This window comes from Halomonas sp. SpR1 (assembly GCF_031010175.1).
In the GTDB taxonomy this organism is placed as follows: Bacteria; Pseudomonadota; Gammaproteobacteria; order Pseudomonadales; family Halomonadaceae; genus Vreelandella.
The window spans coordinates 48,375-70,457 of sequence record NZ_JAUAMB010000015.1; the positions used below are offsets into that span (position 1 = coordinate 48,375).

At 55.4% G+C, this 22,083-nt stretch carries 21 protein-coding genes; 12 read left to right on the forward strand and 9 right to left on the reverse strand.

Going from position 1 to position 22,083, the window contains the following annotated elements; all coding sequences use genetic code 11:
• Positions 1–29: 29 nt before the first annotated feature.
• The 6 genes from QT231_RS12315 to tatC all read left to right on the forward strand — a co-directional run bounded on the left by QT231_RS12315 (position 30) and on the right by tatC (position 4,436).
• Complete coding sequence (locus QT231_RS12315; RefSeq protein WP_308337148.1) at positions 30–686, forward strand: SCP2 sterol-binding domain-containing protein; 657 nt, start codon at positions 30–32, stop codon at positions 684–686.
• Positions 683–2,305 (forward strand): ubiquinone biosynthesis regulatory protein kinase UbiB, encoded by a 1,623-nt coding sequence (gene ubiB, locus QT231_RS12320; protein ID WP_308337149.1) that lies wholly within the window; start codon positions 683–685, stop codon positions 2,303–2,305. The genes QT231_RS12315 and ubiB overlap by 4 nt, the downstream gene beginning before the upstream one ends.
• Positions 2,306–2,336: 31 nt before the next feature.
• Positions 2,337–2,711: a phosphoribosyl-ATP diphosphatase gene (locus QT231_RS12325; protein WP_308337150.1), complete on the forward strand. Its 375-nt coding sequence runs from the start codon at positions 2,337–2,339 to the stop codon at positions 2,709–2,711.
• A gap of 139 nt (positions 2,712–2,850) precedes the next feature.
• Positions 2,851–3,129, forward strand: a complete 279-nt coding sequence (gene tatA / locus QT231_RS12330) for a Sec-independent protein translocase subunit TatA (protein WP_308337151.1) — start codon at positions 2,851–2,853, stop codon at positions 3,127–3,129.
• A gap of 3 nt (positions 3,130–3,132) precedes the next feature.
• On the forward strand, positions 3,133–3,648 hold the full coding sequence (gene tatB / locus QT231_RS12335) for a Sec-independent protein translocase protein TatB (protein WP_308337152.1): 516 nt from the start codon (positions 3,133–3,135) through the stop codon (positions 3,646–3,648).
• Positions 3,645–4,436, forward strand: a complete 792-nt coding sequence (gene tatC / locus QT231_RS12340) for a twin-arginine translocase subunit TatC (RefSeq protein ID WP_308337153.1) — start codon at positions 3,645–3,647, stop codon at positions 4,434–4,436. Before tatB ends, tatC begins: the two co-directional genes overlap by 4 nt.
• A gap of 81 nt (positions 4,437–4,517) precedes the next feature.
• Here tatC and elbB read toward each other — a convergent pair whose 3' ends face one another.
• Positions 4,518–5,189 (reverse strand): isoprenoid biosynthesis glyoxalase ElbB, encoded by a 672-nt coding sequence (gene elbB / locus QT231_RS12345; RefSeq protein ID WP_308337155.1) that lies wholly within the window; start codon positions 5,187–5,189, stop codon positions 4,518–4,520.
• A gap of 200 nt (positions 5,190–5,389) precedes the next feature.
• On the opposite strand from elbB, the gene hemB reads away from it, so the two are divergent.
• Both hemB and ppk1 read left to right on the forward strand, forming a co-directional pair.
• Positions 5,390–6,400 (forward strand): porphobilinogen synthase, encoded by a 1,011-nt coding sequence (hemB, locus tag QT231_RS12350; RefSeq protein WP_308337156.1) that lies wholly within the window; start codon positions 5,390–5,392, stop codon positions 6,398–6,400.
• Positions 6,401–6,520: 120 nt separating this feature from the next.
• A complete protein-coding gene (ppk1, locus tag QT231_RS12355; protein ID WP_308337157.1) occupies positions 6,521–8,710 on the forward strand; it encodes a polyphosphate kinase 1 in 2,190 nt (729 codons plus the stop codon).
• 56 nt (positions 8,711–8,766) lie between these two features.
• Here ppk1 and metE read toward each other — a convergent pair whose 3' ends face one another.
• Entirely contained in the window at positions 8,767–11,064 is a 2,298-nt protein-coding gene (metE, locus tag QT231_RS12360; protein ID WP_308337158.1) for a 5-methyltetrahydropteroyltriglutamate--homocysteine S-methyltransferase, read from the reverse strand.
• Between the two features lie 115 nt (positions 11,065–11,179).
• Here metE and QT231_RS12365 point away from each other — a divergent pair, with 115 nt between their 5' ends.
• Positions 11,180–12,118, forward strand: coding sequence for a LysR family transcriptional regulator (locus QT231_RS12365; RefSeq protein ID WP_308337159.1), 939 nt, complete (start codon positions 11,180–11,182; stop codon positions 12,116–12,118).
• On the opposite strand, the gene QT231_RS12370 is transcribed toward QT231_RS12365, so the two are convergent.
• The 5 genes from QT231_RS12370 to QT231_RS12390 form a co-directional block, all read right to left on the reverse strand.
• Positions 12,081–13,676, reverse strand: coding sequence for an ATP-binding protein (locus QT231_RS12370; protein ID WP_308337160.1), 1,596 nt, complete (start codon positions 13,674–13,676; stop codon positions 12,081–12,083). The genes QT231_RS12365 and QT231_RS12370 overlap by 38 nt on opposite strands.
• A gap of 20 nt (positions 13,677–13,696) precedes the next feature.
• Positions 13,697–14,455 carry a response regulator gene (locus tag QT231_RS12375; protein ID WP_308337161.1) on the reverse strand — a complete coding sequence of 253 codons (759 nt, stop codon included), beginning with the start codon at positions 14,453–14,455 and terminating at the stop codon, positions 13,697–13,699.
• Positions 14,456–14,968: 513 nt separating this feature from the next.
• Positions 14,969–15,148 carry a PLDc N-terminal domain-containing protein gene (locus tag QT231_RS12380; protein WP_308337162.1) on the reverse strand — a complete coding sequence of 60 codons (180 nt, stop codon included), beginning with the start codon at positions 15,146–15,148 and terminating at the stop codon, positions 14,969–14,971.
• Between the two features lie 72 nt (positions 15,149–15,220).
• Positions 15,221–15,748 carry a TIGR02281 family clan AA aspartic protease gene (locus tag QT231_RS12385; protein ID WP_308337163.1) on the reverse strand — a complete coding sequence of 176 codons (528 nt, stop codon included), beginning with the start codon at positions 15,746–15,748 and terminating at the stop codon, positions 15,221–15,223.
• An 8-nt stretch (positions 15,749–15,756) separates the two neighbouring features.
• Positions 15,757–17,148 (reverse strand): MFS transporter, encoded by a 1,392-nt coding sequence (locus tag QT231_RS12390; RefSeq protein WP_308337164.1) that lies wholly within the window; start codon positions 17,146–17,148, stop codon positions 15,757–15,759.
• Positions 17,149–17,386: 238 nt separating this feature from the next.
• Between QT231_RS12390 and QT231_RS12395 the strand changes: the two genes are divergently transcribed.
• From QT231_RS12395 to QT231_RS12405, 3 genes are read left to right on the forward strand one after another with little or no spacing between them, the layout of a single operon-like run.
• On the forward strand, positions 17,387–18,073 hold the full coding sequence (locus QT231_RS12395) for a transporter substrate-binding domain-containing protein (RefSeq protein ID WP_308337165.1): 687 nt from the start codon (positions 17,387–17,389) through the stop codon (positions 18,071–18,073).
• Between the two features lie 6 nt (positions 18,074–18,079).
• Complete coding sequence (locus tag QT231_RS12400) at positions 18,080–18,835, forward strand: transporter substrate-binding domain-containing protein (RefSeq protein ID WP_308337166.1); 756 nt, start codon at positions 18,080–18,082, stop codon at positions 18,833–18,835.
• The gene (locus QT231_RS12405) at positions 18,832–20,118 is read left to right on the forward strand and encodes a diguanylate cyclase (RefSeq protein ID WP_308337167.1); all 1,287 of its coding nucleotides are present in this window, start codon (positions 18,832–18,834) and stop codon (positions 20,116–20,118) included. The genes QT231_RS12400 and QT231_RS12405 overlap by 4 nt, the downstream gene beginning before the upstream one ends.
• Positions 20,119–20,159: 41 nt before the next feature.
• On the opposite strand, the gene QT231_RS12410 is transcribed toward QT231_RS12405, so the two are convergent.
• Together QT231_RS12410 and QT231_RS12415 are read right to left on the reverse strand one after the other, a co-directional pair.
• Entirely contained in the window at positions 20,160–20,306 is a 147-nt protein-coding gene (locus tag QT231_RS12410; RefSeq protein ID WP_308337168.1) for a hypothetical protein, read from the reverse strand.
• A gap of 91 nt (positions 20,307–20,397) precedes the next feature.
• Positions 20,398–22,023 carry a BCCT family transporter gene (locus QT231_RS12415; protein WP_308337169.1) on the reverse strand — a complete coding sequence of 542 codons (1,626 nt, stop codon included), beginning with the start codon at positions 22,021–22,023 and terminating at the stop codon, positions 20,398–20,400.
• Positions 22,024–22,083 lie beyond the last annotated feature (60 nt).

The window sequence follows — 22,083 nt, forward strand, 5'->3', positions numbered from 1 at the left end:
GCCCTGACATTGCCTGCCAAGAGGTCAGCATGCTGGTAACCCCAACCCTGCTGCTGGCCGGTTGTGAACGCACGCTCAATGCCCTACTCGCCCGTGACCCGGCGGCGCCTGCACGGCTGGCCCAATTGGCAGGCAGTCGTTTACTGGTGCGCCTGGAGCAACCCCATTTAGCGTTGGTCATTCACTATCACCACGCCGGGCTCGACCTGATGCGCGGCGACGACGTTGATGAAACCGACGTAGACGCCGTGGTCGAGCTCACCCCGGAAACATTTTCAGAGTGGCTCAGCGGGGCATCGGTTGAGCGTCTTATGTTTGACGGCAAGCTGGCCGTACGCGGGCGTATCCATCTGCTTGAAGCCACCCGCGACCTGCTCTTCGACCTGGATATCGACTGGGAGAACGAGCTGGCCCGCTGGCTGGGCGATATGCCCGCCCACTCCCTGGCCGAAGGGCTGCGTCGTGCTGCCCGCTGGGGGCTGCGCGCCAAAGACGAGCTGATGCAGGATGTGTCTGAATATGTCTTTGAAGAGGCCCGCCTGCTACCCGGGCGACAGCAGCGTAATCTACTCCGCGAACACCTGACCGAGTTAGAGGTAGCGACCGATCGTCTGGAAGCGCGCCTAAACCGCTTACAGCGGCGCCTGGAACCGCTTCAGCCCACGCCACAGGAGTCGCACCCATGAGCCTGCGCCTGCTGCGGATAAGCTGGGTGATCAGCCGTCACCGACTGGACACGCTGCTGCCCTTAGAGCGGCTGCCCTGGTGGCTTCGAGCGCTGCTATGGTTCTCTCCGCTCCGCTTGGTGCCTGTTGGCAAACGCTCACGGGGCGAGCGCCTGCGCTTGTCGCTGGAAGCTCTGGGGCCGATTTTTATTAAATTCGGCCAAATGCTCTCGACCCGTCGCGACCTGCTGCCTGCGGATATCGCCGATGAGCTGAAACGCCTGCAGGATCAGGTGCCGCCTTTTCCTGGCGAGCAAGCCGCCGCTCGGGTCGAGAAAGCGCTGGAGATGTCGTTGGAAGTGGCCTTTGCTGAGTTCGACCGAGTGCCATTAGCCTCGGCATCGATTGCCCAGGTGCACGCAGCAAGGCTGCACGGCGGTGAAGACGTGGTGGTGAAAATTATTCGCCCCGGCATTGACCGCGTGATGCGCCAGGATATGGCGCTGATGTACCAGGTCGCCAAGCTCTTCTCCAAAATCCCCGAGGCGCGTCGTTTACGCCCGGTGGAAGTGATTCGCGACTACGAAGCCACCCTATTTGACGAGCTGGATCTTTACAAAGAGGCCGCCAACACCTCCCAGCTCAAGCGTAACTTCAAAGACTCGCCGCTGCTGTTTGTTCCCACCATCTATTGGCCCTTCACCCGCCGCCACGTGATGGTGCAGGAACGTATTCGCGGCATCCCGGTCGCCGATTTAGACACCCTGATTGCCCGGGGCACCAACCTGAAAAAACTCGCCGAACGCGGCGTTGAGCTGTTCTTTACCCAGGTATTCCGTGACAACTTCTTCCACGCGGATATGCACCCAGGCAATATCTTCGTCAACTGTGACAACCCCGAAGACCCTCAATACATTGCCATCGACTGCGGTATTGTGGGTAGCCTGACCCGGGAAGATCAGGACTATCTGGCGCGTAACCTGCTGGCATTTTTCCACCAGGACTATTACGAAGTCGCTGCGCTGCACATTGAGTCCGGCTGGGTAGGTGAAAACACCCGTGCCAATGAGTTTGCGGCGGCGATTCGCACCGTTTGCGAACCTATTTTAGAGAAACCGTTGAAAGATATATCCTTTGGGCAGGTGCTATTAGGACTATTCCAAACCGCACGACGCTTTAATATGGAAGTGCAGCCGCAGCTGGTACTGTTGCAGAAAACGCTGCTCAATATCGAAGGGTTAGGGCGCCAGCTCTATCCCGATCTGGATCTTTGGAGCACCGCCAAGCCCTACTTAGAGCAGTGGATGAAAGAGCGTGCAGGGGTCAGCGGATTATGGGAGTCGTTAAAGCGTCAGGCGCCGGAGCTTTCGCACCAGCTGCCCGAACTGCCCGTACTGGCTCACCAGGCGCTCAGCCGAATGGAGCACGAACATCGCCAGCGCCACCAGCAGGTCGACTCGATCAACGCCATGCGGGTGCAGATGGCGCGTCAGGGCAAACGCCTTTACCGCCTGCGGCTTGGCTTGATTCTACTGGCGTTGGCACTGGCGTGGCAGCCGTTAAGCGGTTGGATTGCGCTTCAGGAGTGGCCGATACTAGCGGCCGCCGCCATCGGGCTACTGCTGTTGGTATGGCAATAGAGTGACGCATTAAACGTTTACAAGGATTCCCATGGACAGCAACGCATTATCGCCTGACAATTCGACTAGCCGTACCGATGTGCTGGATACGCTCAATGAGGTATTAAAACAGCGGCGCCATGCAGCGGCGGAAGATTCTTATGTTGCCTCCTTGCATCATAAGGGCTTGAACAAGATACTCGAAAAAGTCGGTGAAGAAGCAACCGAAACGGTGCTAGCAGCAAAAGATGCCGAGCACGGTGGCGAGGCTGAACGCCAAGCGTTAATTTCTGAAACCGCCGACCTATGGTTTCATAGCTTGGTGATGTTGTCGCACCTGGGAATGGATCATCAAGCTGTTTTAGACGAACTGGCCCGGCGCTTTGGCATTTCCGGGCACGCGGAAAAAGCCTCCCGCCAGCCATAGCTCTTGCATCGTTGTAATAGTAATGGTGGTAAAAGAGACCGTGGTAAAAAAGATAGTGGTAAAAAGGACAGTGCTAAAAGCGAGAGCGGTAAAAGCGCTAGTATAAAAGAGACAGTTAACCATCCGTGAGGAAACGCATATGTTAGGTGGTATTAGTATTTGGCAGTTGCTGATTGTGCTGGGCATTATTATCCTGATTTTCGGCACCAAAAAACTGCGCAACGTGGGCACCGACCTGGGCGGGGCGGTCAAGGGCTTCAAGAAAGCCATGCACGACGAGGAGAAAAACAAAGAGGCAGATAAAGAAGACGCTGACCAACCCCATGCCAAAGTGAGCCATGAAGAGCCCGGCAACACTTATGACGTTCAAGCCGAAGAGAAACAGGCCGCAAGCGACCGCAACGAAGAGCGCAAATAAACCATGCTGGATATCGGCTTTCTTGAACTGATGCTGATTGGCATCGTCGGGCTGCTGGTGCTTGGCCCGGAGCGGCTGCCCCGCGCTGCCCGTACGACGGGCATGTGGATTGGCAAAATTAAGCGCACGGTATCCGGTATGCAGCGTGAAATCAGCGCCCAGCTGGAAGCAGAGGAGCTGCGTCAAAAGCTCAACGAACAGCAGAAGAAGCTCGATGACAGTTTGAAGAAAGCAAAACTGGACGTAGAGAGTATTGCCGACTCCCCTGCCAGCTCTGATGCTGTGCCGCCAAAAACACCGTCCACCCAGGCGGCGCAGAGCGACACGGAGCAGCGCGTTGCCAAGGCCAGCGCTCGATTGGATGACGCCCTGCAAACGGTGCGTGAAGAAACGCCTCCGTCATCTTCCGCGCCTGACGCCTCAGCAGCGCCCCCCCGCCAGGCCGAACCGGACACGGCTAAACCTGAATCGGCGGCACCTAATAAGGCTGAATCTGAAAAGGATCGTAATCACCAATGAGTATGTCTGGCGATTCAAAGGAGCCGCAGGAAGAACAGAGCCAAGCCCCCCTGATTGAGCACCTGATAGAGTTACGCTCACGGCTAATGCGCGCCGTGATAGTGATTTTGGTGGTCTTTTTGGGCCTCTACTCCTTTGCCAATGATATCTATACCTTTGTTGCCGAGCCGTTGATGGCGCTGCTGCCTGAAGGCTCGCAAATGATCGCCACGGAAGTCGCTTCGCCATTCTTGGCGCCGTTCAAGCTTACCCTGGTGGTCGCGGTGTTTATCGCTATTCCCTTCGTACTGCATCAGGCCTGGGCGTTTATTGCCCCGGGGCTTTACGATAATGAGAAAGCGCTGGCGATTCCCATTCTGGTCTCGAGCGTTGCGCTTTTCTATGGCGGCGCGGCGTTTGCCTACTACGTGGTTTTTCCACTGCTCTTTGAGTTTTTCACCCAAACCGGGCCGGAAAACGTCGCCGTAATGACCGACATTAACCAGTATCTGAACTTCGTTCTTAAGCTGTTTTTTGCCTTTGGCGTAGCGTTTGAAATTCCCATTGCGACCTTCTTGCTTATCCTCTCTGGCGCTACCACCGTAGAGAGCCTGTCTAAAAAGCGCCCCTATATTATCTTAGGCTGTTTCGTGTTCGGTATGCTGCTAACGCCTCCAGATGTGATTTCTCAGAGCCTGCTGGCAATTCCGATGTACCTGCTTTACGAAGTCGGGCTGCTGTTCGGCCGCCTGGTGCGCAAACGCAAACGGGAGCAAGAGGCGGCTGAAGATCAAGAAGCCGACGTATAGCGCTGGCAATTGACCGCATAAGTAATTAAAAAAGCCGCCGCCATCAATGATGGCGGCGGCTTTTAAATGGCTCACAGTTATTTAAGCCGTGGTTAAATCCATCATTTCATTGATGCGGTCTACCAGCTTAAAGATACCGGTCGCGGCTTCACTGATACGCGTTGCCAGCATATAGGCAGGCGTAGTGACCACACGGTGCTCAAGGTCAACCACAATATCTTCTACGCCGCAGCTGCGGTGCAGGCCGCCCATGGCGCTAATGGCACCGGAAGCCGCCGGGTCGTTACCCACTGTCACCGCAATGCCTTCATCCAATAGGCGGGGCACGAGGACGGGGGAGATACACATCAAACCAATCGGCTTGGCCTCCTCGCGAAACCCCACCAAAGCCACTTTTAATGCATCTAGCACCTGCATACTGTCACCGGCGCTGGCGAAGTCCGACAGGTTCTTGGCGACGCCAAAACCGCCCGGCACGATCACAGCGTCAAACTTGTCAGCATCTAACTCCTCCAGCGGGCTGATCTCGCCCCGCGCCAGGCGGGCAGATTCCAGCAGCACATTGCGCTGCTCGCCCTCTACCACCTCTTGAGTGAGGTGGTTAACTACATGGTGCTGCTCTATATCTGGGGCAAAACAGCGGTAACCGATACCCAACTGATCCAAGCGCAGCAGCGTTAGCGTGGTTTCATATATTTCCGAACCATCGTAAACGCCGCAGCCGGCTAAAATCACTGCCACCTGTTTGGTCATGCCTATCTCCTTATCCCAGGGTCTGCCGAACGCAATACAGCAAAGCAATCGCTCACTTTAGTCAGTCTGTCGTATTGTCACAAGGCGGCTTTCGCCGCAAGGCATGGCTGATATACTCCCTCCAAGCCTTCGGGCATGTTTATTTACGATCCTTAATGTTCACGTTACCTGATTTTTACGACGTCTAATGGAGAGCCTCCTTGAGTACACCCACTGCCCGTCATTTTCCCGCCACGCGCATGCGCCGCATGCGCCGCGATGATTTTTCACGCCGGTTGATGCAGGAGAACAGCCTAACCCCATCCGACCTGATTCTGCCGGTGTTTGTGTTAGAGGGAGAAAATCAGCGCGAAGCCATCGCCTCCATGCCCGGCGTTGAGCGGCTCTCGATCGACCTGTTGATCGAGCAAGCCCGCGAGGCGTATGCACTGGGCATCCCGGCGCTGGCACTGTTTCCTGTGGTCGGGCCTGAGCACAAGAGTGAGCTTGCCGAAGAGGCCTATAGCGCCAGCGGCTTAGTTCAACGCAGCGTGCGCGCCCTTAAAGAAGCCCTGCCCGAGTTAGGTATTATCACGGATGTGGCCCTTGACCCTTATACCAGCCACGGCCAGGACGGTATCCTTGATGAGCACGGCTACGTGCAGAATGACCGCACGGTGGACACGTTGCTTAAACAAGCGCTTTCCCATGCCGAAGCCGGTGCCGACGTGGTCGCCCCTTCCGATATGATGGATGGCCGGATTGGCGCGATTCGCCAAGTATTAGAGCAAGAACACCTGCACAACGTACGTATTATGGCCTACAGCGCCAAGTACGCGTCGCACTACTACGGCCCTTTCCGGGATGCGGTCGGCTCGGCTGCCAACTTGGGCAAAGCGGACAAGCGTACCTATCAAATGGATCCCGCTAACAGCGATGAAGCGCTGCACGAAGTGGCCATGGATATCGCCGAGGGCGCCGATATGGTGATGGTCAAACCCGGCATGCCCTACTTGGATATCGTCCGTCGGGTTAAGAGCGAACTGCAGGTACCCACCTTCGCTTACCAGGTCAGCGGCGAGTACGCCATGCACCGCGCCGCCTTCGACAACGGCTGGTTGGCAGCGGAGCCGGTGATACTTGAGTCGTTGATGTGTTTCAAACGGGCAGGCGCGGATGGCATCCTGACCTACTTTGCCCTCGACGCCGCGCGGTTACTCCAGCAACGCTAACCAGTAACGCTAAGATGACAACCAGGTGACACTTATTTGTCATCTTCTCCCCGCATACTGCACTGATATACCAGTATCAGGCTATGATACCTTCGAGCTATCAACGCGGGGAGATCCACCATGGACGAGCAAGCTTCAGAATCCTTACCACTATCGTCTACTGATCACACCAGCAGCGACGGCGATATGCCACTACGGATCAATCGCACCCCGACTGGGGTTCAGGCACGCGAAGTGCTGCCTGAAACTGATCTTGATGATACCCAGCTCTACTTTAATCGCGAGCTGTCACACCTCCAGTTCAATATCCGCGTGTTGGAACAGGCGTTAGACGACGTCCACCCGCTGCTCAACCGGTTAATGTTCCTGCTGATTTTCTCGTCAAATATGGATGAGTTCTTCGAGATTCGCGTGGCGGGCTTAAAGCATCAAATTGCCCTGGGCGACGACACCACCGCCGCCGATGGTCGGCTGCCTAAAGCAGTGTTGGCGGAGATCTCGCAGCTTGCTCACGCCCAAATTGACCGCCAGTATCAGATACTCAACGACAACTTATTGCCCGCGCTTGAAAGCCATGGGCTACGTTTTCGGCGCCGAGATCAGTGGACTTCCAAGCAGAAAGCCTGGGTGAAGGCGTTTTTCGATAACGAAATTATGCCGGTCATCAGCCCGATTGGGCTCGACCCCTCGCACCCCTTCCCGCGTCTAGTGAATAAAAGCCTCAACTTTATCGTTGAGCTGGAGGGCAAAGATGCCTTTGGCCGCGCCGGGGGTATGGCGATTCTTCCTGCGCCGCGCTCGCTGCCACGCCTGATGGCACTACCTAAAGAACTCTGCGAAGAGGGGTTTTCCGAGTATGTTTTCCTCTCGTCGATGATCCATGCCCACGCCGAAGAGCTGTTTCCCGGTATGAGCGTACGCGGCTGCTACCAGTTCCGGCTGACCCGCAACGCGGATATGAGCGTTGATCCTGAGGAGGTCTCGGATCTCGCCTCGGCGCTGCGCGGTGAACTGCTGGCACGCCGCTACGGCAGCGGCGTACGCCTGGAAGTCGCCGACAGCTGCCCCGATGACTTGAACAACTTTTTGCTGCGTCAATTTGAACTCGAGAGCGGCGACTTATACCGTGTAAAAGGGCCTGTCAATTTAACCCGTATGATGTCGGTACTGGGTGATGTGGATCGCCCCGAACTGCTCTATCGGCCGTTCACCCCCAGCATTCCCAAAGCGCTCAAAGCGGGGAGTCTGTTTGATGCTATTGCCAAGAACGACATACTGCTCCATCACCCCTTCCAGTCGTTTACGCCGATTGAAGACCTGCTGCGCGAAGCCGCTCGTGACCCCCATGTACTAGCGATAAAGCAGACCCTTTACCGCACAGGAGCAGATTCGGCCATTGTTAACGCCCTGGTGGAAGCGGCCAGCCAGGGGAAAGAAGTCACCGTGGTCATTGAGCTGCGCGCGCGCTTTGATGAAGCCGATAACCTGCAGCTGGCTTCACGCCTTCAGGAGGCGGGCGCAATCGTTGTCTACGGCATTATGGCGTACAAAACCCACGCCAAAATGCTCCACATTGTGCGCCGCGAAAAGGGTGAACTGTGCTACTACGCCCACCTGGGCACCGGTAATTATCACTCCAAAACCGCCAAACTATATACCGACTACAGCCTGCTGACCGCCAACAAAGCATTGTGTGCCGATGTGCATAAAGTATTTCAGCAGCTGTCGGGGATGGGCCGCGCACGCAAAATCGACACGCTGCTGCACGCGCCTTTCACGCTGCATGAGCGGTTGATAGAGATGATTGATCGAGAAGCGCAGATAGCACGCAAGGGTAAGCGCGGGCATATCATCATTAAGTGCAACTCGTTAACTGAACCAAAGCTTATCAAGGCGCTCTACCGGGCCTCCCAGGCGGGGGTTGAGTGCGATTTGATTATCCGCGGCATGTGCTGTTTGAAGCCAGGAGTGCCAGGGGTTTCCGACAACATTCGCGTACGCTCGATTATTGGCCGTTTGCTGGAGCACACCCGGGTATTCCATTTCCACAATGACGGCAAGCCGGAAACCTGGTGCTCAAGCGCTGATTTTATGGCACGCAATATGTTTCACCGCGTAGAGACCTGCTTTCCGCTATTGGATAAGAAGCTCGCCACCCGGGTACGCAAGGATCTCGAAACCTACCTGGTGGATAACTGCCAGAGCTGGCTGCTGCAGACCGACGGCAGTTATCAGCTACAAGACCCCGGTGATGCCGACGCGATCAGCGCCCAGGAAACCCTGCTCTACGCTTATGCATCGAAAAGCTAGGTATCTAAACACCAGAAACCCCGCTGCTTAGCGGGGTTGATTTTGACCTCTAACCATTATGCATAACGTTGGCGAAGTAACTTGGCCGCTTCCACCATATTGGCCAGCGCTGGCTCTACTTCCGCCCAGTTGCGGGTTTTTAGACCGCAGTCCGGGTTGATCCACAGCCGTTCGGCGGGGATCTTCTCCAGGGCTTTCTCCATCAAATCGACCATCCAGCTCACCTCGGGAATATTGGGGGTGTGGATATCGTAAACCCCAGGGCCGATTTCGTTGGGATAGGCGAAATCCTGAAAGGCATCCAACAGGTGCATATCGGAGCGCGACGTTTCGATGGTGATCACATCGGCATCAAGGGCTGCAATCGCCCCAATGATGTCGTTGAACTCCGAGTAACACATATGGGTATGAATCTGGGTGGCATTGGCCACGCCCGCGGCGCTTAGCTGGAAGCTCTCCACCGCCCAATCAAGGTACCCCTGCCACTCATGCTGGCGAAGCGGCAGCCCTTCACGCAGCGCCGGTTCGTCAATTTGAATAATCTTGATCCCCGCTTTTTCCAGATCCAGCACCTCATCGCGCAGCGCCAAGGCAATCTGGCGGCAGGTGGTTTCCCGTGGCTGGTCATCGCGTACAAACGACCACTGCAGAATCGTCACCGGCCCGGTCAGCATGCCCTTCATGGGTTTGTCGGTCAGGCTCTGGGCGTACTCGCTCCAGCGTACCGTCATCGGCCTAGGCCGGGAGACATCACCAAAAATCACCGGCGGCTTAACGCAGCGTGAACCGTAGCTCTGCACCCAGCCAAAACGGGTAAAGGCAAACCCGTCTAGCTGCTCGCCAAAGTACTCCACCATATCGTTGCGCTCGGCTTCGCCGTGTACCGGCACATCGATAGCCAAGGCTTGCTGGCGCGCGACGGCGTAGGCAATTTCGGCCTGCATACGAGCCTCGTAGTCGGCTAGCGACAGCTCACCGGCCTTAAAGGCGCGTCGGGCGGCACGAATGTCGTCGGTTTGTGGGAAAGAGCCTATCGTCGTGGTGGGAAATAGCGGCAGCTTGAGCGCACGGCGCTGTGCCTCGGCACGCACGGTGTAGGGCGCCTGGCGCTGACTATCGGCGGGGTTAATCGCTGCCAAACGCTGGCTAACCACAGCCTGGTGAATGCGAGTTGACTCGCGCCGGGCATCCAGCGCCCGAGTGGCCTGATCCAGGCGCTCCTCATCGGCAGGGGTAACGCGGTTATCGATCAAGCGGGCCAGGGTCACCACCTCGTCTAGCTTCTGCCGCGCAAAGGCCAGCCAACTGATGAGCTCGTCATCAAGCTCGCTTTCCTGCGCCAAATCCACCGGTACGTGGAGTAGCGAGCAGCTCGGCGCCAGCCAAAGCCGCTTTCCCAAACGTACTTTTAACGGCAGCAGGCGTTCGCGCAAGGCAGCCAAATCGGCCCGCCAGATATTGCGGCCATCAACATAACCCACCGATAGCACCTGATGGGGGCCGAGACGATCAATCACACTATCGACTTGCTGTGGTGCCCGTACGGCATCAATGTGCAAACCCGCTACGGGTAGGCGGGTAGCCAGGGAAAGATTATCGCCCAAGCCGCCGAAGTAAGTGGCTAGCAATAGCTTTAGTGGCGCAGACTGAAGGCGATGATAGGCACGCTCATAGGCCTGCTGCCACGCCAGCGGCAGATCCTGCACCAAAGCAGGTTCATCCAGTTGAACCCACTCAATGCCTTGGGTGGCGAGCCGCGCTAATATTTCGCCATACACATTAAGTACGCTATCGAGTAGCGTCAGGCGGTCAAAATCACTGCCCTTGGTTTTGCCCAACCACAACCAGGTCAGCGGGCCCGTCAACGTTACCTTGGGGGTAAAACCCGCGCGTAACGCTTCATCCACTTCATCAAACAGACGATTAGAAGCCAGGGTAAAGGTTTGCCCTGCGTGCAGTTCGGGCACGAGGTAGTGGTAATTGGTATCGAAGTACTTGGTCATTTCACAGGCCGCGGCGGGCTCACCGCTGGGCGCCCGTCCGCGGGCCATGCGAAAGGTGGTATCAAGGTCGACCTCCCCGCCAGCCACCTCAGCTGTGGCGCTAAAGCGGCCTGGCACCGCCCCCAGTGCCACTGAGACGTTAAGCACCTGATCATAAAAGGCGAAATCACCCACGCTAACGAAATCCAAACCTGCGTCTTGCTGCGCCTGCCAGTGGCGCAAACGCAGCTCGCGACCGGTGCTTTCAAGCTCGTTACGCGTGCACTCACCTTTCCAGTACGCTTCCGTGGCTTTTTTGAGCTCGCGCTGGGCGCCAATGCGGGGATAGCCGAGAATATGAGAAACTGTCATGATAAAGCCTACCAACGTGAATGATTTCACATAGTCTGAGCACCACGCCTTAGTGAATCAAACTAAAGTTTCTAATAGTAAAAATGAAAAATACTCACGATGATTGAGCAATTACATGATTGAGCTACGACACCTACGCACCCTGCTGGCACTGCGCGAAACCGGCTCTCTGGTCGATGCTGCCGATCGCGTGCATTTAACCCAATCGGCGCTATCGCACCAGCTTAAAGATCTAGAGAGCCGCGTGGACAGCGCGCTGTTTGTGCGCAAAACCCGCCCAGTGGAGTTCACCCGCGCGGGGCTACGCCTGCTCGCCCTGGCCGACCAGGTACTGCCCGAAGTGCGCAAGGCGGAGCGTGATCTAGCGCGCCTGGCAGGCACCGAGCAGGGGCGTTTGCATATGGCCATTGAGTGCCACAGCTGCTTCCAGTGGTTGATGCCTACAGTGGATTACTTTCGTGATCACTGGCCGGAGGTGGAAATCGACATTCCCAGTGGCCATCACTTCGACCCGCTCCCAGCGCTTGCCCGGGAGCAGCTGGATCTGGTGATTACCGCCGACCCCCAGCCCCTTGAAGGTATTCACTACGCTCCGCTGTTTCGCTATGAAGGGCTATTGGCCGTGGCCCGACAACACCCTTTTGCAGGTCGGGGCTTCATTGAGCCCCAGGCGCTGGCCGAAGAGACGTTGATTACCTACCCCGTCGAGCAGTCGCGGCTGGATATTTTCACCCAGTTCTTGGAACCAGCGAATGTGCGCCCCAAGGAGATCCGCACTGCCGAATTAACCATAATGATGATGCAGCTGGTGGCCAGCGGGCGCGGCGTCTGCGCGCTGCCCAACTGGGCGCTAACCGAGTATTTAGAGCGCGATTACGTGAGCGCGGTAAAACTAGGTGAGCATGGGGTATGGAGCACGCTATATGCCGCGATTCGCGAAGAGACCCATGAAGCGCCGTGGATGCAGGATTTCTTACGCACTGCGCGGGAAACCTCCTTTGCAGTGCTAACGGGGGTTAAGCCGGCGGATCGCGACGGGGAACCAGCAGCGTAAAGCGCGCGCCGCCCAAGGTGGGGCTGGTATCGATGGTCACGCTACCGCCGTGCCCGGCCATGATTTTCTGCACAATCGAAAGCCCTAACCCGTAGCCGCCGGAGCTGCGGGCACGGCTGTCGTCCAATCGGGCAAAAGGCTTGAAGATATCCGCCCGCGCCTCAGGGGGAATGCCGGGGCCGTCGTCTTCAACATCGATACGCACCAGATTGGGCTCATCCCAGAGTTGAATCACCACCTGGGACTTGGCGTGACGGCAGGCATTACCGACTAAATTCTGCACCGCGCGCTGAAGATAGCGCGGCTCCGCCAGCAGTTCGATTTCAGGCCCTGGGGCAAGCGCCAGCGCCAGGCCTTTATGCAACGGTGACAGCGTATCAATCACCCTTTCTGCCATAGCCCGGCACTCTACCAGCGCCGTTTCAAGCTCGGCGCCGTTCACTGTTTCCCCGCCCAGGCGCGCATAGGTGAGGATTTCATCGACCAGTTCATCGAGCTCGGCAATATCCGCATCGATACCCTGAAGCTGGCGGCGGATGGCGGGCTGGTCGGTCATATCCTCGACCATCTGCACGGCAAAACGAATGCGCGCAACTGGCGTGCGCAACTCGTGGGAAACCGCCCGAATCATCTCTTGCTGGCCACGCAGCAGGCTCTGCACCTGATTGGCCATGCCGTTAAACGCCATGCCCAAACGACCTAAAAAGTCGCCGCTCTCTACCTTTACCCGGGTTTCCAGGCGCCCGCTGGCGATCCTTGTGGCGGCCAGTTCCAGCCGTGCCATGCGGGCTTCAATGCTACGCATAATCAAATAGATGATCAGGCTGAGAACAATCATCAACCCCACCAGGAGAGGTAGATGTAAATTTAGAGGAAGGGTGTCGCCGCGGGAAATAGGCCCTGCTTTCAGCCATTCTGACTCGCCGGGCAGTTGATAGAGCAGCGTAATTGACAGCTTATCGGAAACGAGTTGAGTGATAACGTTGCCGCTGGCCAGCTGAGCCTGTTGCGCCTCCGTTAGCCCTGCAGGCAACGAAGACAACCGCTGCAACGGCCAACTCCCTGAACGCAACTGGGCAATGCGGTCATCACGCTCTTCCGCTGGCACTGCCGCGAGCCACTCGCCAAGCAGCTCCATGCTGCCATGCCACTGATGCTCGCTCCAGTCATTAAGGCGTGCTTGCAGCAGCCAGGTATCTCCAGGCAAACGCTGCTGCAACAGCCAGGGTTTTTCGACGACCAGAATTCTGCCTTGCTCCAACCGTGAGCGCTCAAAATAGCCCAAATCCGCCTCGCTGATGGGCTGCAGAGTCAATTGCAAATCAAGCTGTTCTGAAAAGTGTTCAAGCAAAGCATTTCGCTGCTCTACCGACGCATCGGCTAGCCGATGCGTCATCAGTGACATGGGGAGCGCGGCGAGTTGCTCACGATAGTCTTCGCGGCGCACCTGTTCGATAAAGGAGCGCCCCACCAAGGCGATCACAAACACCACCAGTAGCGCGATGCCCAGCAACAAATAGAAGCGTAAAAACGAGCCGTGACTAAGCACCCGCCGCATGATGCTGTCCCTCTGAATGATCAACTGTCTTTAACGAAGAGATAACCTTTACTGCGCACGGTCTTGATCCGGTGAGGCTGGTTAGGATCATCACCAATTTTGGGTCGAATGCGCGATACGCGGACATCAATAGAGCGGTCTTGGCCGTCGTACTTAATGCCCCGTAGGTCGCTGAATATCTCTTCACGGGTGAGCACACGGCCTGCGTTACGACCCAATAGCCAAAGCAGGTCGAATTCGGCACTGGTTAAGTCGATACGCTCACCCGAGAGCCAGGCTTCGCGAGTCGCGTTATCGATCTCCAGATTTTCAAAACGCAGCCGCATTTCGCCGTCTGGAGCAGGCCCATCGGCGCGGCGCAGCAGCGCGCGCATGCGCGCCAGCAGCACCCGCGGCTGAACTGGCTTCGGCACATAGTCGTCGGCACCCATTTCCAGCCCCAAGACCTGATCAAGGTCGTCAGTGCGCGCGGTCAGCATCATAATCGGGCCGGCAAAATTAGGTCTAACGCGGCGGCAAATCGCTAGACCGTCCTCCCCAGGCAGCATTAAGTCTAAAATCACCAGATCGGGCTGCAGGGTTAAAATGCGGTCGACCCCTTTAGCGCCGTCTGCTTCCAGCGTTACTTGGAAACCGTTAGCTTCCAGGTAATCACGGGTAAGCTCGGCCAGACGCTGGTCATCCTCAATGATCAAAACATGATCTTGATCGGGATAGTCAGGCGTTACAGACTCTCGCGACTCAAGCGCCTGAAATTGCTGTTCCAAATGATCTACCATCCTCTTTATGCACTCCGCTTAGGCTGTTTATTTTCTCACCCGCTCATCCAATACCAACGCAGGCGCCCCATGATTGGCACTCAGGATAACTCAAATCCACCAAAACACCCGCTTCTGTCGCTACAATGGCGCGTATTGATGAGTGGGTGTAGCCAGACACTTGATTCTTCCTCAAGCGAGGACTAATGTGTAAACGCTAACTGTCGACAATTTGACAGGGGGAGCCTGCCATGGGAAGTAGCAAAACGAAAAGTGTTATAAAACGTGTTTACGTTCCAGCCCAAGTGCGCGACCTGCCCAATGGGGAGAAGTTAAAAATCCCAGGGCATTATAAGGCGCCGCCCGGGGAAGGAAACGACACCATTGAGTAATGTTTGATAAGTATATCTATTGCTAAAGCATATTAAAAAGGCAGACCATCAGTGGCCTGCCTTTTTTTTTCCGCTACTTTTTGCACCTACTTTTCTTACACTACACGTTTTGCGCAATTGCAAGAAGCGTGCTTTTCAGCGGCTACCCTTTGGGCCCAAACAGAAACCATGCAATTAAACCAACTAACGGGAAAAACAGCAGCACGAGTATCCATACCAGCTTAGCAAGACCGCCTGCCCCGCTTTTGGCCACTTTAACAATGGCCCAAATCACAATAATGAGCCAAATTAGTCCTAATAATCCACCTACTTCAATGCCCATAGCAACTCCTTAGCGTGTTGGCACTCGTGTTAACTTAGACAATCATATCAATGGCACATTCACAAGCTGAACTCACTGCTCGGGAAGGCTCAACACCATCTCACCCGCCTGTATTTCTATCGACAATAAATTCAGAAAGCTCATGCCGAGTAGAACGGTGTCGCGCTCCATGCCAGGGCTGATTGACCCCTGTACATTCTGCACTTTTAGTCCGCCCAGGGAAACCTCATCAAGCTCCGTTAAAGCACCTTCCACTCGGCCGTTGGCGGTATTGAACCAAGCGCTACGCCCGGGCTCAAGGCCTAACTCGCTTGCCAAATCGGCCGGTATGGCGACATAGGTGGCGCCAGTGTCTAGCAAAAAGGTCACCGGTGTGCCATTGATGCTCCCTGGGGCCTCGAAATGCCCGGCACGGTTACGCTTCAAGGTTACTGGCTCACCCGCAGGCAGAGTCTGCACAATATTGGCGTTGGGGCGCATCATCTTTTCCAGGCCACCGTGAATCCACCAAGTGCCCACTGCCATTAACAGTACCCAAAACAGCAGCATCATAACGATGCCGCCACGCTGAGCCGATTGACTAGCCTTATGCGTTCCCATAAGCCACCTCACTGAGGTAAGGATGCCTCATTAGTGTTATTATTGTTGATATGACGGTTGGTTGCCCAGGCGAGCGCCGCCTCACGACCACGACGCTCGTTGACCCTGGCGCAAATCAGCATCGCGATAACGAACAGGGCAACACATAATAGAATAGACGCTTGCAAGCCAACCAGCGTTTGCAACACCCCTAGCATAACGATGCCCAACACCCCCGCCAACTTATTCGCCAATCCCCAGAAACCGAAAAACTCTGCTGATTTAGCCAAGGGTGAAAACAGCCCCACCAACGCCCTGCTGGCGGATTGACTAGACCCCAGGCTAAGTCCCGCCAGGCAGCCGACCACCAGAAATAAGTGCTGGGCCTGCCACTGCAGCTCAAAATGGCTATTTATCCACTGGGTCACCTCCGGCGTTGCCCAAATGGCAATAATCGCCAGTACCCACAGCGCCAATGTCATTTGGTACGTTCGCTTAGCCCCCAGCTGATCCTGAATCCAGCCGAACCCCAAGGCGCCCGCCGCTGCAGTGATCTGGACAATAATAAACATGATATTGCGTACGCTCTCATCCCAACCGATCACTTGAGCGCCATAAATAAAGGCGAACGCGATAATGATGTAGACACCGGCCATCGAGAACAGCAGTGAAACCAAAAACACTGTCAGATCTTTAAAATAGCGTAACTCGTGAAAAGTACCTGTGACACGATTCAGAGCAATATGCCGATAAGAGACGCCGTGGGGCTGGGGCTTGCCGCGCTCTTTCAACCATAAAAAGGTAGGAATGGCAGTAATCAGGAAAAAGCCTGCCGCAAAGGGCCCCACCCAGCGGATACGCTCAAAGTTGTCCGCGCTGGCTTCGCCGAGCACGACCAAGGTGAAACCCGCCGCAAACAGCCCGCCGATGTAGCCTAACGCCCAGCCAAAACCGGAAATTTTGCCCAGCGACTGCGGCGGCCCAAGTTCGGGTAAAAAAGAGGCTATAAATGATTCGCCCATTGAGTAAGCGTAATTCGATAGCACTATCAGTAACAGTCCGATGATAACGTAGCCCGGTTCAACGAAGTAAAGCATCGCCGTGGTGACGACGGTGGCCAGGTAACTAATCAACAGAAAGCGCTTTTTCTCCGCCCGGTAATCCATCACGGCGCCGCATAGTGGTGCCGTGATCACCACCATCAGATAGCTAACCGCCAAGGCCAAGCTCCATAAGAAGTTGGCAAGCCTAAAGTTATCGCCGCGATCCCCCACAATGACGGTGGTAAACAGCTCACCAAATACCACAGTGATAATCAGTAGCGTGTAGGCTTGGTTGGCAAAATCAAACATTGCCCAGCCGAATATTTCGCGACGCGATGCGTAGCCATCCGTCGCCTTAGCAGAGTTAGCAGACAGCATTGATTTTCTCTCACAGGGGAAGCCGTAAGCCTAGCAGGTGGAACCCGTAAGACGCCACGGCTTGCGTTGGTAGATTAAAGGTGACAGCCGAGCAGCGTTGCTCTAAGTTTGATTGATTGGTAAGTAATATGGACAGACTGCGATGGAGTTAGCCCAGACATCTCCACGGCGATTATATCGACAACTGTTAAACAGGCTGTTGGCCGTGCTATGCCTCTGGCTGGCAAGCATTGCATACGTGCAGGCTGATGCGTCCAATACGTTGGCACCATTAACCTTTATTACTGAAGAGTACCCACCCTACAACTATCTCGACAATCAGCAATTAACCGGGGTATCAATTGATTTACTGGAGGCTATTTTTGCGGCCACCGACACCCCTCTTAGCCGCCATGACGTTCGTTACTACCCTTGGGTTCGCGGCTATGAGCTAGCGCTAAGCCAACCTAACACGGTGCTATTTTCCACTACCCGCACGCCTGCAAGGGAAAACAGTTTTCACTGGGTGGGGCCGATTGCTCAAGACAGGGTCGCGCTGCTTGCCCACCAGGACGCTCCTATTGTGATCGATGCTTTGTCACAGGCAATTGATCGCGACCTGACCGTAGCGGTCATTCGGGAAGATATTGGCGCCCAGGCGCTATTGGAAGCGGGCTACCCTGAACGACTACTGGTACCGGCCATTGATAACCGCAGCGCGCTCAACATGCTTACCCGCGGGCGAGTTGACTTGTGGGCTTACAGTGCAGATGTGGCTACCTGGATAGCTGAATCCGAAGGTTATCCTAGAGATAGCTTAATCCCGATACACACACTCAGCGAATCTTCGCTATACTTTGCCGTTAACCAAGCCACTGATCGACGCTTGGTAACACTGATGCAGCAGGCATTAGACAGGGTGCTAGCGGAACGGCCCCAGAGGTAGTTGACGATGGCTAATCAGGTAACCCACCGATGGCAGTACCGTATGGCCATTGTGCTACTCACCGCTATCGGCAGTTGTTCCCTGGCCCTGCACGCGATGCCACTAGCGGCCATGACAAATGAAGCCCGGCCGCTAACGATCAATACTGAAGAGTACCCGCCGTTCAACTATGCGGACGGGCAGGGGCAAATTATCGGTAGCGCAACGCTGTTGCTACGCAGTGCGCTACGCCAAGCAGACATTGAGGCACACTTTCGGTTACTGCCGTGGGCACGCGCTTACACCGAAGCCCGCTTACGCGAGCATCACTGCGTCTACTCCACGACGCGCACCCCAGAGCGTGAAGCGCTGTTTCACTGGGTAGGGCCGCTGGTGGTTAATGAGTGGGCTGCGTTTAGCTTAGTCGAGCGCGGGCTCAACATTGCTTCACTTTCAGGGCTACACGGTTGGCGAGTGGGTAGTTTTCGCGAAGATGCCGTAGGCGATTATGTTGCCTCTCGTGGCATTAATGTTCTACGTGCTCTCTCGGAGCGAGAAAATATCCTGCGCTTAGAGGCGGGGCTGCTAGATGTGATTGTGACAGGCAAAGCAACCGGTGAATTTATGGCACAGGAACAACACATCGCGCTAGCGCACTTGTTTACCTTTCACCGCGCACCGCTTTATCTCGCCTGCCATCCCAGTGTGCCAGAAGCACTACTGGCGCGGCTGCAAACGCAGCTGGATGCCCTGCACCGCGAAATGCAGGAGGAGAGCCAGTGATCAGCCCTCGCCCGCGTTCTTTGCTCTCGGCCCCAGCCCCTAAAAAAGGCAGCCTGACCACTAAGCAAGCGCTACTCACCCTGTTGGTCGCTATGCTGATTAGTGGTGTAGCGGGCAGCATTGAACTTTTCAGCCACGCCACCAACATCCGCCAGGAAACCGAGCAGCGCATTACCCATCAACTGGCCATTGTCAACGGTGCAGCAGCAGAAGCCGCTTTCCAGCTTAACCCTGACCTCGCCCACCAAATCGCCTATGGGTTATTTAATGATGATGAGGTCGCATGGGTATCGATTCGTGACGATTTTGGGCGCGCTCTGGCTGAATTTGAGAGACCCAAACAGGCTGATTCGACTTGGCTCAGCCGATATTTATTTGGCGATATATTGCACCACCAAACCTCGCTCGCCTACTACATGGGCCGCGATATGCCGGAAGCGGTCGTCGGCGAAATTGAACTGATGCTGTCAGAAAGCTACTTAACCCAGCAGTTCCTGGCACGTATTTATAGGGTGGTCGGGGTAAGTATTTTAGAAGCGTTTATTTTAAGCATCGTGGTGATCGCTTTTTTTCATCTATTTATTACACGTCCCCTGCTCAAGGTACATGCTGCAATTGCCCAAACCGATCCCAGCTGCCCCGGCCAGTGGCCCAAGCCAATGCTGCGGGGCCATCAGGATGATGAACTAGGGCATTTGGTGGATAGCTTGGATCATTTATTAAATGCTTTCCAGCAAGGTTTGGAGCAGCGCGATCAACTCCATCACCTCTCCAATATGGATGGCTTAACGGGTGTGGCAAACCGCCGTCAATTTGATGAGTTTTATCAGCGTCACTGGCACTTGGCACAGCAAACACAGCAGCCACTATCGGTGATTTTTATTGATATCGATAACTTCAAAGAGTTTAACGATCACTATGGTCATGCCATGGGTGACGATACTCTGCGCGCCGTTGCTAAAGCGCTCAACCAGTGTATTGACCCCGCCAGAGATTTACTCGCCCGCTACGGTGGTGAAGAGTTTGTTTGTGTACTGCCAGGTCAGGATCATGACGATGCTGTGGGCGTTGCCAACTGCTTGCGCAAAGCGGTGCTGTCGTTGGCCATTCCCCACGCTTTTTCCAGCACCCACTCAGATCTCACCGTTAGCATGGGCGTTGCCAGCATGTCGCCCGGCTATTTAATAAGCGCTGAAGCGCTGATTGAACGCGCCGACCAGCACCTGTACAACGCCAAACGGCTTGGCCGCAACCGCGTAGAGACACGCAAACGCCCGGCATGAAAGCCAGGCGTTAAGCACTTCTATTGCCCAGAGCAGGTACGTTAGAGCAACCAGTGAGCGGCCACAGCAGCGAGACCAATGATCATCGCCGTAAGCACAGCCACTGTCACCACCCGATCAAGCCAGCGATCAAAACCAATCCCTTTAGCCTGTCTTCGTGTCGCCCCATGGCGCCCTTGCCGCGCCATTAGCATCTTCGCTTCATTCGTCGCTGCTCCCGAATTACCTTGCCCGGCAATAGAAGGCCTGGTTACTTTTTATGAGTGCTGATGAGTGATGCTAACTATTAATGCGCCGATTGACCACACTCGGCGCACGGCGCAGACGCTCTTCCTCACCTAATAGCTCGGCTTCAAAAGCGTCCGCCCCCACCGGCGTTTCGCCATGGCGACGATAAAGCTGCGTTAGCATGGCTTTGCGATCTGCGCGTAGCTCCTGGAGTAATACAAACACCATCATATAGAGGATAAAGGTGAACGGCAGAGCCGACAGCACCGCGGCCGACTGAAGACCGGTTAAACCACCCGAGGCAATCAGCGTTAGGCAGATAGCAGCGATCAGCACCCCCCAAATGACGCGCTTGTAGAGCGGCGGGTTGATCGAACCATTATCGGTCATTTGCGCCACGATATACGAGGCAGAGTCAGCGGAGGTAACCAGGAAAATAAAGATCAGCATCATTGCCACGACTGACAGCACGCCGGTAAAGGGCATCAACTCAAACATCTCAAACAGCGCAACCGTTATATTATCCTGGGTCGCGGCCGCAAGGCCCACATCGGTACCATTCAACTCCATATGCAGCGCCGCGCCACCGAATACACCTATCCACAAACAGGCCAGCAGCGGTGGCACAAACAGCACCCCAAACACATACTCTTTGATGGTACGGCCACGGGAAACCCGGGCAATGAAGGTACCCACAAAGGGCGACCAGGCAATTACCCAGGCCCAGTAGAAAATCGTCCAACTGCTCGCCCACTCGTTATCGCTGTAAGGGGAAATTCGCAGGCTCATACCGATAAAGTTCTGCAGATAGTCGCCAATACCCACCGTGATCGTTTCTAATATCGCCACAGTTGGGCCAGTGAATAGCACATACAGCATCAGCCCGATACATAGAATCATATTGAGGTTAGAGAGCCGTTTAATGCCTTTATCCAGGCCCGACCAAGTGGATGCCATGTAAGCGCAGAACATCACGAAAAGAATCACAAACTGCCAAAAACCGCTCTCCGGCAGACCAAACACAGCGTTTAAACCGCCGTTCATCTGCAGCACGCCCAGCCCAAGCGAGGTAGCGACGCCCATGACAGTGGCGACCACGGCAAACACATCCAACCAGGAAGCATAGGGACGAATTTTAGGATTCTTAGCCGTTATCGATGACAGTACGGATGAGACCAACCCCGCCTGCCCCTTGCGAAACTGAAAGTAGGCGATGATCAAACCTACGATCGAAAAAGCCGCCCACTGGTGTATCCCCCAGTTAAAGTAGCTGTATTGAATCGCGTAGCGAGCCGCCGCTTCAGTTTCAGCGGTTCTGTCACCATAAGGCGGCTCGATGAAGTGAAACATGGGCTCCGCCATGCCGTAGAACACCAGCCCGACACCAAAGCCTGCAGCCAGCAGCATGCTGATCCACGAGAAAAAAGTGTAGTTGGGCCGGCTGTCCTGGGGGCCTAAGCGCACTTTTCCATACTTGCTCAGCGCTAGACCAAACAGAAAAATCACAAAACCGAAAACTGAAAATAGATAAAACCACCCAAATAGCCCGGTAATGGTGGATAGCGCTCCCTCTGCCGCGTCGGCAAATCCTTCTGGAAATGACGCTCCAACAATTACCAAGCCAAAGATAATCACCACCGATGCGATGAATACCGACTTGCCTCCATGATTAGCCATATAACCTTCCTGTTAGATGAGCTCTATTTAGGTAAGCGCAGCGTATTAAGCGCATGCTTG

What these genes read in the sequence shown, in the direction of transcription:
- metE (WP_308337158.1), bottom strand. Translation starts at nt 11,064, where the DNA reads ATGACAGTTTCTCATATTCTCGGCTATCCCCGCATTGGCGCCCAGCGC.
- QT231_RS12370 (WP_308337160.1), bottom strand. Translation starts at nt 13,676, where the DNA reads ATGCGGCGGGTGCTTAGTCACGGCTCGTTTTTACGCTTCTATTTGTTG.
- tatC (WP_308337153.1), top strand. Translation starts at nt 3,645, where the DNA reads ATGAGTATGTCTGGCGATTCAAAGGAGCCGCAGGAAGAACAGAGCCAA.
- QT231_RS12375 (WP_308337161.1), bottom strand. Translation starts at nt 14,455, where the DNA reads ATGGTAGATCATTTGGAACAGCAATTTCAGGCGCTTGAGTCGCGAGAG.
- ppk1 (WP_308337157.1), top strand. Translation starts at nt 6,521, where the DNA reads ATGGACGAGCAAGCTTCAGAATCCTTACCACTATCGTCTACTGATCAC.
- QT231_RS12380 (WP_308337162.1), bottom strand. Translation starts at nt 15,148, where the DNA reads ATGGGCATTGAAGTAGGTGGATTATTAGGACTAATTTGGCTCATTATT.
- QT231_RS12415 (WP_308337169.1), bottom strand. Translation starts at nt 22,023, where the DNA reads ATGGCTAATCATGGAGGCAAGTCGGTATTCATCGCATCGGTGGTGATT.
- QT231_RS12385 (WP_308337163.1), bottom strand. Translation starts at nt 15,748, where the DNA reads ATGGGAACGCATAAGGCTAGTCAATCGGCTCAGCGTGGCGGCATCGTT.
- QT231_RS12390 (WP_308337164.1), bottom strand. Translation starts at nt 17,148, where the DNA reads ATGCTGTCTGCTAACTCTGCTAAGGCGACGGATGGCTACGCATCGCGT.
- QT231_RS12325 (WP_308337150.1), top strand. Translation starts at nt 2,337, where the DNA reads ATGGACAGCAACGCATTATCGCCTGACAATTCGACTAGCCGTACCGAT.
- QT231_RS12400 (WP_308337166.1), top strand. Translation starts at nt 18,080, where the DNA reads ATGGCTAATCAGGTAACCCACCGATGGCAGTACCGTATGGCCATTGTG.
- elbB (WP_308337155.1), bottom strand. Translation starts at nt 5,189, where the DNA reads ATGACCAAACAGGTGGCAGTGATTTTAGCCGGCTGCGGCGTTTACGAT.
- QT231_RS12365 (WP_308337159.1), top strand. Translation starts at nt 11,180, where the DNA reads ATGATTGAGCTACGACACCTACGCACCCTGCTGGCACTGCGCGAAACC.
- ubiB (WP_308337149.1), top strand. Translation starts at nt 683, where the DNA reads ATGAGCCTGCGCCTGCTGCGGATAAGCTGGGTGATCAGCCGTCACCGA.
- tatB (WP_308337152.1), top strand. Translation starts at nt 3,133, where the DNA reads ATGCTGGATATCGGCTTTCTTGAACTGATGCTGATTGGCATCGTCGGG.
- QT231_RS12410 (WP_308337168.1), bottom strand. Translation starts at nt 20,306, where the DNA reads ATGGCGCGGCAAGGGCGCCATGGGGCGACACGAAGACAGGCTAAAGGG.
- tatA (WP_308337151.1), top strand. Translation starts at nt 2,851, where the DNA reads ATGTTAGGTGGTATTAGTATTTGGCAGTTGCTGATTGTGCTGGGCATT.
- QT231_RS12315 (WP_308337148.1), top strand. Translation starts at nt 30, where the DNA reads ATGCTGGTAACCCCAACCCTGCTGCTGGCCGGTTGTGAACGCACGCTC.